Source organism: Paraburkholderia hiiakae, from assembly GCF_904848665.1.
Lineage (GTDB): Bacteria > Pseudomonadota > Gammaproteobacteria > Burkholderiales > Burkholderiaceae > Paraburkholderia > Paraburkholderia hiiakae.
On the sequence record NZ_CAJHCQ010000021.1, the window covers coordinates 46,102 to 60,483 of the forward strand.

The 14,382-nt window shown below is 63.4% G+C and carries 10 protein-coding genes and 1 pseudogene; 6 read left to right on the forward strand and 5 right to left on the reverse strand.

Annotated features, from left to right (window positions below; genetic code table 11):
• Positions 1 to 466 precede the first annotated feature (466 nt).
• From JMY28_RS30630 to JMY28_RS30640, 3 genes are all read left to right on the forward strand, one after another.
• A complete protein-coding gene (locus JMY28_RS30630) occupies positions 467 to 2,995 on the forward strand; it encodes an autotransporter outer membrane beta-barrel domain-containing protein (RefSeq protein ID WP_236597121.1) in 2,529 nt (842 codons plus the stop codon).
• Between the two features lie 385 nt (positions 2,996 to 3,380).
• Positions 3,381 to 3,869 (forward strand): MaoC family dehydratase, encoded by a 489-nt coding sequence (locus JMY28_RS30635; RefSeq protein WP_201699668.1) that lies wholly within the window; start codon positions 3,381 to 3,383, stop codon positions 3,867 to 3,869.
• 163 nt (positions 3,870 to 4,032) lie between these two features.
• On the forward strand, positions 4,033 to 4,911 hold the full coding sequence (locus tag JMY28_RS30640; protein ID WP_201699739.1) for an NAD(P)-dependent oxidoreductase: 879 nt from the start codon (positions 4,033 to 4,035) through the stop codon (positions 4,909 to 4,911).
• Between the two features lie 10 nt (positions 4,912 to 4,921).
• Here JMY28_RS30640 and JMY28_RS30645 read toward each other — a convergent pair whose 3' ends face one another.
• On the reverse strand, positions 4,922 to 5,515 hold the full coding sequence (locus tag JMY28_RS30645) for a TetR/AcrR family transcriptional regulator (protein ID WP_201699669.1): 594 nt from the start codon (positions 5,513 to 5,515) through the stop codon (positions 4,922 to 4,924).
• Positions 5,516 to 5,618: 103 nt separating this feature from the next.
• Here JMY28_RS30645 and JMY28_RS30650 point away from each other — a divergent pair, with 103 nt between their 5' ends.
• From JMY28_RS30650 to JMY28_RS30660, 3 genes and pseudogenes are all read left to right on the forward strand, one after another.
• Complete coding sequence (locus JMY28_RS30650; RefSeq protein ID WP_201699670.1) at positions 5,619 to 6,590, forward strand: quinone oxidoreductase family protein; 972 nt, start codon at positions 5,619 to 5,621, stop codon at positions 6,588 to 6,590.
• 16 nt (positions 6,591 to 6,606) lie between these two features.
• The gene (locus JMY28_RS30655; RefSeq protein ID WP_201699671.1) at positions 6,607 to 7,464 is read left to right on the forward strand and encodes an MBL fold metallo-hydrolase; all 858 of its coding nucleotides are present in this window, start codon (positions 6,607 to 6,609) and stop codon (positions 7,462 to 7,464) included.
• A gap of 77 nt (positions 7,465 to 7,541) precedes the next feature.
• Positions 7,542 to 8,031: pseudogene (locus JMY28_RS30660) on the forward strand (SDR family NAD(P)-dependent oxidoreductase); the annotation flags it as partial.
• 355 nt (positions 8,032 to 8,386) lie between these two features.
• Here the strand turns inward: JMY28_RS30660 and tssH are convergent.
• From tssH to JMY28_RS30680, 4 genes are all read right to left on the reverse strand, one after another.
• A complete protein-coding gene (gene tssH / locus JMY28_RS30665; RefSeq protein ID WP_201699672.1) occupies positions 8,387 to 11,140 on the reverse strand; it encodes a type VI secretion system ATPase TssH in 2,754 nt (917 codons plus the stop codon).
• Between the two features lie 151 nt (positions 11,141 to 11,291).
• Positions 11,292 to 11,777 (reverse strand): Hcp family type VI secretion system effector, encoded by a 486-nt coding sequence (locus JMY28_RS30670; protein ID WP_201699673.1) that lies wholly within the window; start codon positions 11,775 to 11,777, stop codon positions 11,292 to 11,294.
• Positions 11,778 to 11,874: 97 nt separating this feature from the next.
• Entirely contained in the window at positions 11,875 to 13,680 is a 1,806-nt protein-coding gene (locus tag JMY28_RS30675; RefSeq protein ID WP_201699674.1) for an OmpA family protein, read from the reverse strand.
• The gene (locus tag JMY28_RS30680) at positions 13,677 to 14,327 is read right to left on the reverse strand and encodes a DotU family type IV/VI secretion system protein (RefSeq protein WP_201699675.1); all 651 of its coding nucleotides are present in this window, start codon (positions 14,325 to 14,327) and stop codon (positions 13,677 to 13,679) included. Before JMY28_RS30680 ends, JMY28_RS30675 begins: the two co-directional genes overlap by 4 nt.
• Between the last annotated feature and the right edge of the window lie 55 nt (positions 14,328 to 14,382).

The following is a 14,382-nucleotide window of genomic DNA, read 5'->3' on the forward strand; positions in this document are numbered from 1 at the left end:
CGATCTGCTGGTCGGCGGCGGTGGTGGTGGCGCCGGTGCTCTGAATAATATTGCCGGCGCAGAAAACGGCGGCAGTGGCGGGAGCGGCACGCTTACTGTCTCCGGTGGCGCGACGATTACCGTAGGCGGGAGCATGCAGGTTGGTGCTGGCGGCGGCGGTGGCGGCTCCATGCCTTATTACGGCGAGAACGGTGGCAATGGCGGCACCGGCACTGTGCTCGTCAATGGGGCAACGCTGACGGTCGAAGGCACGCTGGGTATCGGCGGCGATGGCGGCGGTAGCGGCGGCGGTACTAACCTTGGCGGCAATGGCGGTAATGGCGGTAATGGCACGCTCACAGTTGCAGGCCAGTCTGTTGTCAATGTTCACCAGTTGATTCTGGGGGGTGACAGCGGTGGAGCCGGCACCTATGGTAGCGCAGGGGGAAGCGGCGCGACTGGCGTATTTAACCTCGGCGGGGGGAGCATGCTGAACTTCACGGGTTCGGCGACTGCCTTCACCATCAACAGCGGCAGCACCTTCAATCTGGGAGACGCCACGGTCAACGATACGACCGGGGGCGCGATGACCGGCCTGAACAGCCTCGTGAATAATGGCACGGTCAATTTCAATCAGACCGACACGTCCACGATCTCGGCCAATATCAGTGGCAGCGGCGGCGTCAATCAGCGCGGGAGCGGCACGACGGTCCTCACGGGCGCGAACACCTATACGGGTGGAACGACCATCACGGGTGGCTTGATCAACTTCAACGACGCCAGCAATTTCGGTATGGGTGGCATCACGCTGAACGGTGGCGGCGTGCAATGGGCAACCGGCAACACCGTGGATATTTCCTCCCGGTTGAACGCGCTTGGTGCCAATGGCGGCACGTTCGATACGAACGGCAACGCAGTTACGCTGGCATCGGTCATCAGCGGTGCAGGCGGCCTGACCAAAACCGGCTCTGGCACGCTGACGCTCACCGCCAGCAATACCTATACGGGTGGTACCACCATTACCGGCGGTCTGATCAACTTCAGCAATCTCGGCAATCTGGGTGGCGCCAGCAATCGCATTGCGCTGAACGGGGGCGGCCTGCAATGGGCGAGCGGCAATGCACTCGATGTGTCGGGCCAGTTGAGCGCGCTCGGCGCCAATGGCGGCACGTTCGACACGAACGGCAACAACGTGACGCTGGCTAGCGTCATCAGCGGGTCCGGTGGCATGACGGTGGCCAATAGCGGGAATGGCGGCGCTCTGACGTTGACGGCAAACAACGTCTTCACTGGCGCAACCGTGATCAATACTGGCGCGACGCTTGCACTGTCCGGTGCAGGCGGCGTGTCTGCATCGAGCGGCGTGACGGACAACGGCACGTTCGACATCTCGAACACGACGAACGGCGCATCCATTGCCAACCTCTCGGGCGGCGGCAGCGTGTACCTTGGCAGCCGGACGCTGACGATCAACAATGCGAGCGGCACGTTCAGTGGCGCCTTCACGGGTTCCGGCAAGCTCAAAACCGCGGGCAGCGGTTCGCTGATTCTTGACGGCAACAGTGCGTCGTTCACGGGCACGACGGAGATCGCGAGCGGCCTGCTCGAAGTGGGCGACATCAATACTCCGCAAGCGACGCTCGGCGGCGCCGTGCAAGTCGATGCAGCGGGCACGCTGCGCGGCCACGGCATGGTCGAAGGCGACGTGAACAACAACGGCACCGTCATGCCGGGTGGCTCGATCGGCACGCTGACGGTCGGCGGGAACTATACGCAGGCCAGCACAGCGACGCTTTCGATCGAAGTCAGCCCGACCGACGCCTCGCAACTGAAGGTCAACGGCAGCGCGACGCTGAACGGCGTGCTCGCGATCACCTACGACCCGGGCACCTACACCGTGAAGTCGTACACGCTGGTCTCGGCGACCGGCGGCGTGAGCGGCACGTTCAGCAGCACGACGAGCACGGGCGCAGCGAATCTCGGCACGCTGACGCCGAGCGTCACCTATGGCGCGGACTCGGTCGTTCTGGCGCTCGCGAATGCCGCAGAGGGAACGGGCGGTTCCGGTGGATCGGGGCCGGTGGTCGTCGCGCCGATCGATACGAGCATTTACACGGCGCTTGGCACGACCGCCCTACTCGGCGCCCAGGCGCAGAGCAGCGCGCTGCTCGGACGCCTGAGCGGCATGTCGGCCGCGTCAACCAGCGCGACCGGCTGGATCACCGCGACGGGCAACCTGACGAACGTCGGCGGCACGAACGGCGCGCCGGGCTTCCAGAGCCAGCGCTATGGCTTCCTGGCAGGCCTCGAGCGCAAGCTCGGCGACTATACGGTGGGGGTCGCGGCCGGTTACGACCACGCCGATATCGACGAGCAGAACACCGGCGACTCGGGCACCACCGATACGCTGCGTGTAGCGCTGTACGGCGAGCGCAGCGTCGGGCCGGTGAATCTGGCGGCCACCTTCGGCGCGGGACTCGATTTCCTGTCGCAGAAGCGCCCGTTCGGCCCGGTCAATGCCGAAGGCGATCACATGGGCCAGGAGTTCGACACGGGCGGCCAGGCCAGCTTGCCGATGCAACTGGGCAGCGTGACGGTGACGCCGAGCCTCGGACTGCGCTACGCGTACTTCCACGCGAACAGCTTTGGAGAAAGCGGCGCGGGCGGCGAAGACCTGAACGTCGGTACGGACAACGTGCACAGTCTGCAACCCTATGTGGGCGTGACGCTCGACAAGGCGTTCGGCGACAGCCTGAAGCCGGTCACCGCGGAACTGCGTTTTGGCTACGCGCACGAACTGCTCGATACTAGACGCGCGATGAGCGTGGCTTCACAGGACGGCACGCTGTTCGCCGCGCCGGGCACGACGCTACCGCGCGGGTATCTGACGGCGGGCGCAGGCGTGACGATGCATCCGGCGAAGCATCTCGACGTCTCGCTGAGCTACGACACGGTGTTCAACACCACGCATGCTTCGGTGCAACAGGGCAGCGTGTGGGTCGGGTATCGGTTCTAGCAGACCGGATGGCGCAGCGGCGAGTAACACGATTCGCCCGGAACCAAGGGACGAGCGGCCGGTTGACCACAAAATCCGGCCGCCCATTCACCGCGAGACAGAATGACGGGTCAGGGTCGTCATGACTCATTCGACAGCGATGAGAATGGGCATTCGTTGACGCCGGCTTGCGAATGGCCGCAAAGGAATGTGCAGCAGCCTCGCGCCGCCCATCATTGACCGTCGGCTCCGGCCGAATACGCACACAGAGGCAAAATCGAACCGCGCTGAAAACTTGCAGGCTTGGCTGCACCTCATCCCCTTCCGATTTCTCTCTTGACAAAGTTACAGACCTGTTTCTATTATTAAAGTTAGTTACAGGTTAGTCACTTTATTGAGGATGGCCATGCAGCTGAGAGAAGCGGGGACTGTGTCGGGCTCCGAGCGCTATCTGGAAGACTTTGCAGAGGGGCAGACGTTCAGGTCAGGGCGGCTGCGCATCGACAAGGAGCGGGTCCTTGCGTTCGCTGCCGAGTTCGATCCGCAGCCCTTCCACCTCGATGAGGCGACGGCGCGCGACTCGATTTTCGGTGGACTGGCCGCCAGCGGTTGGCACACTGCTGCCGTGACGATGCGGTTGATGATTGAAACCGGACTCAAGCCGGCAGGCGGTTTCGTCGGCGCAGGGCTCGACGAGTGCCGCTGGCCCCGGCCAGTGCGACCCGGTGACGAGTTGCGCGTCGAGTGTGAAGTGCTCGAGGTGCGACCGTCGAAGTCCCGTCCGGAGCAGGGTCTGGTCAAGCTCCGAACGACTACGCTGAACCAGGACGACGAGAGCGTGCTGGTGCATGTCGTGAACATGATAGTGCCGCGCCGCAAACAGGATTCGTGTTGACACGCAATGCGGGATTGCAAGAGAACAATGTTCGCGATTGAAATTTCGGACTCCGACAGGTTTCCGAGTCTGCCCGCTACATTTGACACCCGCGCCTGGTATTCGCGCCAATTTGGCCGACTGTGCAACCTCAAGCGCCAACCGTGTCGGGATCGAGGTGAATATGGACATCGGTTTCATCGGCTTAGGTGTCATGGGGCAACCCATGGCGCTCAATCTGGCCCGCGCGGGCACACCACTCATTGTCTGGAATCGCTCCGCTGACAGATGCGAGTCTTTGCGAGCGGCGGGTGCAACTGTCGCGATGAATCCCGTCGAGATATTTGAACGGACCTGCGTGGTATGCCTGATGCTCGTCGACGGCGACGCAATCGACGCCGTCCTCAGCCGCGGCACAGCGCAGTTCAGTGCAAACGTTGCGCACCACACGATCGTCCAGATGGGAACGACCTCGCCCGACTACTCACGCGGACTCGACGCCGATATCCGCAACGCCGGCGGCATCTACGTGGAAGCACCGGTGTCGGGCTCGCGCAAGCCCGCCGAAGCGGGCCAGCTCGTGGCGATGCTGGCAGGCGAAGACGCAGCCATCGAAAGCGTCCGCCCGCTGCTCGCGCCCATGTGCCGTCAGACGATGTTGTGCGGCCCGGTTCCGAACGGACTTCTCATGAAGCTCGCGGTGAACCTGTTTCTGATGACCATGGTCACCGGCCTTGCGGAAGCGGCTCATTTTGCTGAACGACATGGCCTCGACCTGCAGCAGTTCCGCGCCATCGTCGACGCCGGTCAGATGTCGAGCGACACCTCACGCGTGAAGATGCTCAAGCTGGTGACGCGCGACTTCGAAGTCCAGGGGTCGATCAGCAATGCGCAAAAAGTCAATCGATTGATTGCGCAAGCGGCCAGGGAGACGGGTGTCGCGTCGCCGCTACTGGATGTCTGCTATGCGCTATTCGATGAGGCGCTGGCGCTGGGGGACGGACAGTCCGACATAGCGGCTGTCGTCCACGCACTCGAGGCAAGAACCGATTCTGGCAGATGATCGCGTTCGGCTAGACCAGCAATTTCGACGCAGCGTCGATGAGGTCGCCCCGTAGATCATACGACTGCGCTATCAAACCGGTGACGTATGCGCCGTTGATGATCAGCGCTATCTGAGAAGCAGTGCGGTCGGGGTCGCGGACGCCTACCCTCGCAACTATCGTCGCGAGCCTCGCCTGCAATTCTTCCTTGTTGTTTCGGGCGATGACCCGGCCCGGATGGCTGTCGTCAGGAAACTCCGTCACCAGGTTAAGAAAAGGGCAGCCGCGAAAGGCGGGATGCGCAATCCGTTTCGCGATTCCAGACAGCAGCGCGTCCAACAGGGCGCGCGGGTCTTCAGCGTGCTTCTCTTCAACGCCATCCCACCACGCCCAGAACAACTGATCTTTCTCGGCTGCGAAGGCGCAGATCAAAGCGTCCTTGGAGTCGAATACGCGATAGAGACTCGTCTTCGATACCCCGGACTGCTCGACGACCGTGTCGATGCCGATGGCACGGATGCCCTCGCGGTAGAACAGGTCGCTTGCCGTTGCGAGGATGCGCTCGCGCGCGCTCACTTCGCCCTTTCGCGGGGCTCCCCGTCGGGGTCGGGCTTCTGCTTTCATATCCGCCATCTCCTTTCATCCGGATTTTCTGATTGACAAAGTAACAGACCTGTACCTAGTATAAAAGTAACGTACAGGTTTGTCACTTTAAAGGATGCCAGCCATGCGTGTGATCGAAGCGGAAACCTTTTCGGGCTATAACGGATTGCGGCAGATCGAATTACCCAGGCCGCAACCGGCGAAGGACCGGGTGCTGGTCCGCGTGACGGCCGCCGGCGTCACGCCGCTCGAATACACGATCCTGTCGGGCGCACACCCACGAGCGAAGGCACCGCTTGTGCTCGGCAATGAGGGTGCCGGTGTCATCGAGGATGCTGGCGATTCAGGACTCGCGGTGGGCCGCCGGGTGATGTTCACGGGACCCTACGGTGTTCGTGAGAATGGCGCGTGGCAGGAATGGCTGCTGGTGAGACCCGAAGAGCTGGCGTTCGTACCAGACGCGATGGACGACATATTCGCGGCCAGCCTTCCAGTCGCCTGGCTGACGGCACAGATCACGCTAACGCTCGCCGGATTCAAGCCGGGCATGACGGTGCTGGCTCCCGGGATCGGCGGGTCGGTCGGCAACGCAACCTATCAACTTGCGCGGGCGCAGGGCGCCGCCAAGGTGCTTTCGACGGCCGGAAGTTCGACGAAAGCCGCCAGGGCGCGCGAGCTTGGCTTCGAGCACGTGGTCGACCTTGGCGCAGAAGGTCTCGCCGACGGCGTTCGCCGGATCACGGACGGCCAGGGCGTCGATATCGTCATCGAGAGCATCGGCGGCACCGTGACGAGTGAGGCATTGAGCAGCCTGGCTCCCGGCGGCGCCCTGATCACATTGGGCTACTCCGCTGGCCGCAGAACCACGATCGATGTCACAGACCTGATCTGGAAACGCGCGTGGATGGCCGGCTTCTCCCTGTTCGCCCAGTCACCGGCCACGATCGCCACTGCGTGGCGGGACATCATTGCGTTGATCGTAAGCGGATCGGTCAAGCCGATCGTCCATCGGGTCTACCCCCTCGCCAAAGCAGGCGAAGCCCTGCGTCACCTGATAGAGGACCGGCCGTTTGGCAAGGTCGTCCTGGCGATGTGACCATCAGGAGGTCGTCATGTTGAATTGGCAAGTGGGCGCGGTGAAGATCACCTGCGTGGTCGAGACGTTGATGTGCCTCCCCTACGATCCGGAGAGCTTCTTCCTGCGGGATGCGACGCCGCAGGCGCTGAAGGCCAGCCCGTGGCTCTATCCGCACTTTGCCAACGAGGATGGTTCGCTCAACGTTTCCGTCCAGGCGTTGCTGGTGGAGGCGCCGGGGCTGCGGCTGGTGGTCGACACCTGCATCGGCAATGACAAGCCGCGCCGTCTGGTCGGCGGTAACCCGCTGGCGACGCCGTTCCTGCAACACCTGGCGGATGCGGGCTGGAGCCGCGATGATGTCGACGTCGTGATTTGCACCCACTTGCACGTGGACCATGTGGGTTGGAACACCATCCTCGTGGACGGCAAGTGGGTTCCGACCTTCCCCAAGGCCCGCTACCTGATCGGCAAGCGCGAATTCGAACATTGGAGCAACGAGGGCGACGAGGAGCAGCAGGCGATCATGGGCGACAGCGTGCGGCCGATCTTCGATGCGGGCCTGGTCGACCTGGTGGAGATGGATCACCGTATCTCGCCTGAGATCCGCCTGAGGCCAACCCCCGGCCACACGCCCGGCCATGTCAGCGTGATGATCGAATCGGAAGGGCAGCGCGCAGTGATCACCGGTGACATTGCCCACCATCCCTACCAAATGGCGCACCCCGAGTGGGCGACGACCCTCGACAGCGATACCCAGGTCGCGACGACCACGCGCGCGACGCTGTTCGCCGAATGGGCCGACCAGCCAATCCTCGTCATCGGCACCCACTATGCCGCGCCGACAGCTGGACATGTGGAGCGGGACGGGGTGGCGTTCCGGTTCGAAGTCTAGCCGCCAGACGGCCAACGAGATGATCGGCTGACCCGAGGCGCCGCAAACCGGAATTGGCAATCAATGGAGTCATCGCTATGGGCAAGTTGCAGGGAAAGCCGGCCGTCATTACGGGTGGCACGTCGGGGATAGGCTTTGCGACGGCAAAGCGCTTCGTCGCCGAGGGCGCGTACGTCTTCATCACCGGCCGTCGCCAGAAGGAGCTCGACGAAGCCGTGAGCGCCATCGGGGCCAATGTGACTGGCATCCAGGGAGATGTCGCGAGGCTGGCTGATCTTGAGTCTCTATGAGAACGTCAACGCGACGGGCCGAAGAATCGACATTGTCTTCGCCAACGCCGGCATCGCTGAGTTCGCCGCATTGGGCAACATCACTGAAGCGCATTTCGACAAACTGTTCAGTACCAACGTGAAGGGCGTGCTCTTCACCGTCCAGAAGGCGCTGCCGCTCTTGAATGACGGTGCGTCGATCATTCTCACGGGCTCCGTCGCGAGCGTCAAATGGACACCCACCTTCTGGGTTTACGGCGCGACCAAGGCGGCGGTCCGCAATTTCGTTCGAGGATGGACGTTCAACGGAGAGCAGATTTACCAAGTCTTTTCGTACGTCTATCCGCTGCTGACATCTCGCGATTTCCAGGGCGGCCGTGCGAGCTTCGAAACGTTTCCCGATGCCGTGACCTGTGCGCTCCGGGGCGAGGAGGGAACGTCTGCGAAGGAGAAGCGCTGGCAACGCCCTGAAGAAAGGTGCGGAACGTAGATTTTTTAAGCATCCCCGTGTCGAGTCGACAGGAATTGTTTGTCTTGGGCCGCTTCGAGTTGTCACTAGGGCGAGTTTCACTCTTCAAAACGACAAGCATTGGTTGTCAAATCGCGACATTCATTGATGAACTCTACACAGTATTTTCATGCCATCCGCTTTTTTATCTGAGCGTGCCGGCGGGCAGGCCGTTGGGTAACGGCTGCGCCGGCGCGCTCCGGGCCGTCAGCGCGGCCGGTTCCCCGTGATCGAGGAAGTCGATCGTCAGGTTGCCTTCTCCCGAACTGGACAGGAGAATCTTCGCGGGCGCGGTGCCACTGGCCATGCGCGTGAGCAGCTCACGGGAGACCGCGGGCAGGATGCGCTTGTTGAGGAAAGCGTCCACGTTGCGCGCACCGGACTCGCGCGCGACGCACAATTCGGCCATCGACCCGATGAGCGTTTCATTGCAGATGAGTTCGACCTCGTGTTGCCGGCGCAGGCGTTCGGCGACCTTCGCCAGCTTCAGGCGCACGATGGCGGCGAGCGCGGCGACATCAAGCGGGCGGTACACCAGTGTCTGGAAGCGTGCAAGCAGGGCGGGCTGGAAGTGCGCGACGAGTTGCGGATGGACAGCCTCGAGGAGTGCCGCCTGCGCAATGTCCGGGCTGTCGGTCGTGGCCTCGTCAATCTGCGCGCTGCCGAGATTGGACGTCATGAGGATCACGCAGTTGCGGAAGTCGATCTCGCGTCCTTCGCCATCACGCATCGTGCCGCGGTCGAACACCTGATAGAAGATGTCGAGCACGTCGCGATGGGCCTTTTCGACCTCGTCGAGCAGCACGACGCTGTAGGGGCGCTGGCGCACCGCCTCGGTCAGGACGCCGCCGCGGCCGTAGCCGACATACCCCGGCGGCGAGCCCTTGAGCTGCGACACCGTGTGCGATTCCTGGTACTCCGACATGTTGATCGTCGTGAGCGCGGCTTCTCCGCCAAAAAGCAGGTCGGCAAGTGCGAGGCCGGTTTCCGTTTTGCCGACGCCCGACGGGCCTGCGAGCAGAAACACTCCGAGCGGCGCGTGCTCGTTCTTGAGACCCGCCTTCGCGGTGCGCAGGCTTTCGGCGAGCGCTCCGAGCGCCTCATCCTGTGCGCAGACGCGCTTCGCAAGCTGGTCCTCCAGCGTGAGCAGTCCCTGCAGTTCGTCTTCGAGTAGGTTGCCGACCGGCACGCCGGTCCACTCGGCCACTACGCGTGCGATTGCCTGCGCGTCTACGTCCGCAAAGATCAGGGGTGCCTTGCCCTGTGCCTGGGAGAGTGCATCACGCGTCTGGGTCAATGCGGTCGCATTGCCGGCCGCCGTGTTTTCTCGCTGTTCGAGCAGCGACTGGACGAGGTCCAGTTCCCGCCCGTAGCGTTGTTGCAGGGTTTCCAGCTGGTCCTTCGCATCGACGAGTGCATGATCGAGCGATGCACGACGCGCGCCGACGACTTCGACGCCGGCGCGCGCGTCGTCTTCGAGCGTGGCAAGCTCCAGCTCCAGTGCCGCGACCGAGGCGCTGGCACGCTGCAGGTCCGCCGGCGGCGATTCGAGCCCCATGCGCACGCGCGCGGCCGCCGTATCGACCAGATCGACCGCCTTGTCGGGCAACTGCCGGGCAGGAATGTAGCGACGCGAGAGCTTGACGGCGGCCACTAGGGCCTCGTCGCGGATGTGCACGTTGTGATAGGTCGCGTAGCGCTTCTTGAGGCCGCGCAGCATCAGGCAGGCCGCGGCGTCATCAGGCTCGTCGACCTTGATCATCTGGAAGCGTCGCTCGAGCGCCGCGTCGCGCTCGAAATACTCCTTGTATTCCGACCAGGTGGTGGCGGCAATCGTGCGCAGCTCGCCACGCGCGAGCGCCGGCTTGAGCAGGTTGGCCGCATCGGCGCCGCCCGCGGCATTGCCCGCGCCAATCAGGGTGTGAGCCTCGTCGATGAAAAGCAGGATTGGGAAGCTCGATGCCTGCACCTCGTCGATCACATTCTTCAGGCGCTGCTCGAATTCGCCCTTGACGCCCGAACCTGCCTGCAGCAGGCCCAGATCAAGCGTGAGGATGCGCACGTCGCGGATCACGTTCGGGACCGTGCCTTCGGCCACGCGCAGCGCGAGACCTTCCACGAGCGCGGTCTTGCCCACGCCCGGCTCGCCCACGAGAATCGGGTTGTTCTTGCGGCGGCGCGCGAGTACGTCGACCATCTGCTGGATTTCGCGATCGCGCCCGAACACGGGGTCGATCTTGCCGTCCCGCGCCTTTGCGGTAATGTCAATCGCAAAACGGGCGAGGGCGTCGCCATCCACGCTGTGTTTTGCGGCCGATGTCGCGTTCCCTTCCGGCGCGTGACTGACGGCACTGGTCTGCGACGGCACCGCGGGTTGCTCCGCAGGTACCGGTTGATTCTCACAGGTACGCTGCCCGAGCCGTGGCAGCAGGCGTTCGATCTGCGCGCTGCTGACCGACAGCAGTTGCCAGGCGTTGGTGGCGCGCAGGATATGCGGCGCCTCAACGATGGCCTGCAGGATGTTGGCTGAACGGATGGTCGTCTCGCCGGTATCGGCCAGGGTCATGGCGTGAGACCACGCGTCCTGGAGAACCGTGGCCATTTGCAGGGAGAGGCTTGGTTGGCCACGCAGGTTGCGCGGTGTGTGGTCGATGGCTTTGAGCAGCGCATCCCACACGGCGTCGATGTTCAGATCGTAATGCCGGATGATGGCCGGGATATCGCCGTCCGCGGCCTCGATCAGCTTGAGCAGCCAGTGCTCGACCGTGATCTCGTCCGCGAGCCGTGTCTGGCACAGGCTCGCCGCGGCCTCGAGCGCCTTCGCGCAATGTGGATTAAGCCGCTGCAGAAGCTGGCTGGCGTCGCGAAAGGAGGGATTTCGGTCGTGGTGCACGGTCATGTTCGGGCGGTTCGCACATCGGGAGATGGGGCGCGCCAGGTGAGGAGCGGCGGCCCCGTGCAGGGAAAAGGCAAGTCCGGCCATGCGGACTGGCAAATGGGGCCGACGCTACCCACTGGCAGGTGTTGCCGGCCTCCAGACCATCAGTGGATCAGGAACGCTCGTTCCAGGTGTCCGAATGGATGATGTTGCCGTCCTTGTACGACCAGGTGATCTTTTCGTAGCGCAGTTCGACTTCCTCGAGGTGGTTGTGCTTCTCAAAGTCCGGGACCTTGATGTCAAGCATCTTCGGACGTACGGCGACGACCTTCACGTTCTCGAGCTTCGTATTGAAGTACTCTTTTTCCTTGCCCGCGTCGTCGATCTTGTACCACTTGATTTCAGCCGACTTGAGTGTCTGGCCACTCGTGACGGCCTTGTAGAGGTACGGGGTCGATGCGTCGGTTTCCTTGATCAGCGTGATCGGCGCGTGAACGCGCGTGCCGGTCAGCTTGCCGGTGTTGCCATCGGTCGGGATATGCAGGCTGTGATCGAACTTCGTGATCTCGATGCTGCCCTCGCGGCCCTGGACGGTTACCGAACCCTTGATGTCCGCGCCACCATCGTCCTTGAGCCACATGTATGAGGGAATTGCCATTGTTTTACTCCTTCTTTCTACTGCGACAATCGCCCGGGGGGGATCAGAAACCGGGCATCACAATCCCGAAGCAGGAGCTCCGGGGACCTAAAACGCGTTATCGGGCCTGGCCGTCCTTCAGGGGCACCTGCTGCGAGGCGTCAGGCACCAGCGTGATCTCCACGCGGCGGTTTTTCGCCCGCCCGGCATCGGTACCGTTATTCGCGAAGGGACGCGTATCGCCGTAACCCTGAATGGCGAACTGCGTGGCGGGAATGCCCGACGCGTCGACGAGCCAGTCGCGCACGGCCTGGGCGCGCGCGGTCGACAGCTTCAGATTGCTGTCTGGATCGCCTACGTTATCGGTATGGCCCGCGACAAGAATGCGCTTGCCGGGATGCGCCTTGATCATTTCGAGGGCACTGACCATGACCCGGGTCGAACCTTCCTTGAGCTGGGCACGGCCACTGTCGAAGAGCGACATGCTATCCAGCGTCACGATCTGCGGCGGAGGGGGCGGCGGCTGATACGATGCAATCGCCTCATTGAGCGGCGCAATGAACTGGGCGCCGCGGTACAGTCCGAATGAGAGAGGAAGCGGTATGCCTGTGCGTGCGTATCGCTCGAGTTCGTTGCGATCGGCGACGAGGGCCTGCAACGCGTCACGCTTTGCGGCATCGTGTTCGGCCGGAATCATCGAATAACGGCCGAGATCGGTGCCAATGCGATTCAGCAGCGTCTGGTTGTGCCGCGTCGAGAAGACGAAGGCGACGGCGGCCGCGCAGGCAAGCAACGCCAGTGCGTGGGCGAGCGCGGTCATGCGAGGCGACATCCAGAAACGCCGGGGCATTGCCCGGATCAGTGGTTGGGGTAAGGGCCACGGCATCGGCGAGCCCGCCATCGGCGCACGTGCCACCTGCGTTTGCCGCTGCACGTCGTTTTCCCACGGACGCCCCGGCCCGCTCGCCGGACCGCAGTCAATCCAGCCGACTCCGTACAGCGCCCAGGGAGCGGCGGGTTGACGCGGGTCGGACAGCGCGTGAATCACGACCCGTTGGGTCCAGCCAATGATCGACGTCAGAGCGGCGGAGCGCATGGCTGGCGTGCGGCTGTCGGCTACGCGCCACGCCTCGATTTCCGCAGCGCGGATGACCGAGCCGAAATGCCGCGTATCCACGATGCGGGTGGCAGACGAAACGCCATACCACTGCGGGGTGAGTAAATCCGTCGGCGCGGTTGCACCCTGCCCCAAGACGAGATTTTTCAGGGTGGTGGAAACGGCTTCGGTGGCTAGCCGCTGGTAGACCGCAACATATCCGGGAAGCGGGCGTGAACCCAGCATGCGCGCGGTGTCCGCAACAGACTGGCGTGCCACGCGCAGCGACTGCGCAAGCACGTCCTCATCCGTATAGCGTCCCGGCGACACCGCTAGCACGACGCCGTCCGGTGCCCGCCCATCACGCCACTGCCTGACCGCGACTGCGATACGCGCAAGGTCCTGCGGGCGGTCCACGCGCAGCCAGATTGCGCCATCGCCCACGTGTGCGAAACGCGGCCCGTCGTGCCGGTCGAACAACGCCGGCAGATCGTCTCCCATGACCAGCACGAGCGGCATGCGGGTACGCAGCCTGAGCGGGATGTCAGCCGTCGCCGCGCCGAGCGCCGCTAGCACATGAGCGCGGTTCCCGTGCGCAACGTCAATCAGACGAGTGCGCCAAAACGTCAGCGCGGCCCCTGCAATTGCGATCACACCGGTGAGCAACCATGCGAGACCCAGACCGGGTTTCGCCACGAGCCAGATCACGGCAAGGGTCAACACGACGGCATAGAAGACCACCAGGCGCCACGGATAGCCGAGCCCGGTGTGCCCCGTGGCCTGTGGCGAAATGGAGGGCGCGGCGAGTACTGACAGATCGGATTTCATGAGCGCGCGACCTTTGCTGGCGCAATGTACACGGCCTGGGTATCGATAGTCCTGCGGCCCACAAACCAGGCAGCTAGCGCCACAAGACACGCGAGCGCGACGATGGCCCACGGCAGCAGCCGGATCAGTCCACTGGCGCGCACGGAGCCAGTCGTATCGGTCTGGAAGGGTTCTTCCGCTGACGGACGCAGCGACTTAAGTCGGGCATCTAGCGCCGCGATCAATGCAGCCCGCTTCTCTTGCCCTTCTCGCGCATAACGGCCCACGAATCCCATGCTGAGAATGGCCGCATAACACTCAAGCAGGTCGACGTCCGGCGAGGGCTCGCGCAGATGCGCTTCAATGCAGTCGATCACACGCCGGCCGGCGTCGTAAATGGAGAACCATTCAACCTGCACCGGACGCAGCTCCCATGCAGTGCGGGCTTCGCATGGCAAATGGCGCAGCGCCATTTCGTCGAGCAGACCGCACTGGGCAACCAGCGCTTCACGTCGGACAACCTCCGGATAGTTCCGTCGTATGAGTCCATCGGTGAATTGTTCAACAAGTTGCCTGCAACGCTCACGGAGCCTTCCAGCGTTCGGAACGCTTCCCCCCGACGCCAGCGTCGTCACGACTAGCGCGGTATCGTGCAGCAGATCGCGCATACCAACCTCCGCCCGGAGGGCAGTGTCAGGAGCGGCATTCATAGGGGCGTCTCTG

Excerpts from the sequence above, each read along its gene's own strand:
- JMY28_RS30635 (WP_201699668.1), top strand. The coding sequence starts at position 3,381 with ATGCAGCTGAGAGAAGCGGGGACTGTGTCGGGCTCCGAGCGCTATCTG.
- JMY28_RS30650 (WP_201699670.1), top strand. The coding sequence starts at position 5,619 with ATGCGTGTGATCGAAGCGGAAACCTTTTCGGGCTATAACGGATTGCGG.
- JMY28_RS30675 (WP_201699674.1), bottom strand. The coding sequence starts at position 13,680 with ATGAAATCCGATCTGTCAGTACTCGCCGCGCCCTCCATTTCGCCACAG.
- JMY28_RS30640 (WP_201699739.1), top strand. The coding sequence starts at position 4,033 with ATGGACATCGGTTTCATCGGCTTAGGTGTCATGGGGCAACCCATGGCG.
- JMY28_RS30630 (WP_236597121.1), top strand. The coding sequence starts at position 467 with ATGCTGAACTTCACGGGTTCGGCGACTGCCTTCACCATCAACAGCGGC.
- JMY28_RS30645 (WP_201699669.1), bottom strand. The coding sequence starts at position 5,515 with ATGAAAGCAGAAGCCCGACCCCGACGGGGAGCCCCGCGAAAGGGCGAA.
- JMY28_RS30670 (WP_201699673.1), bottom strand. The coding sequence starts at position 11,777 with ATGGCAATTCCCTCATACATGTGGCTCAAGGACGATGGTGGCGCGGAC.
- tssH (WP_201699672.1), bottom strand. The coding sequence starts at position 11,140 with ATGACCGTGCACCACGACCGAAATCCCTCCTTTCGCGACGCCAGCCAG.
- JMY28_RS30680 (WP_201699675.1), bottom strand. The coding sequence starts at position 14,327 with ATGCGCGATCTGCTGCACGATACCGCGCTAGTCGTGACGACGCTGGCG.
- JMY28_RS30655 (WP_201699671.1), top strand. The coding sequence starts at position 6,607 with ATGTTGAATTGGCAAGTGGGCGCGGTGAAGATCACCTGCGTGGTCGAG.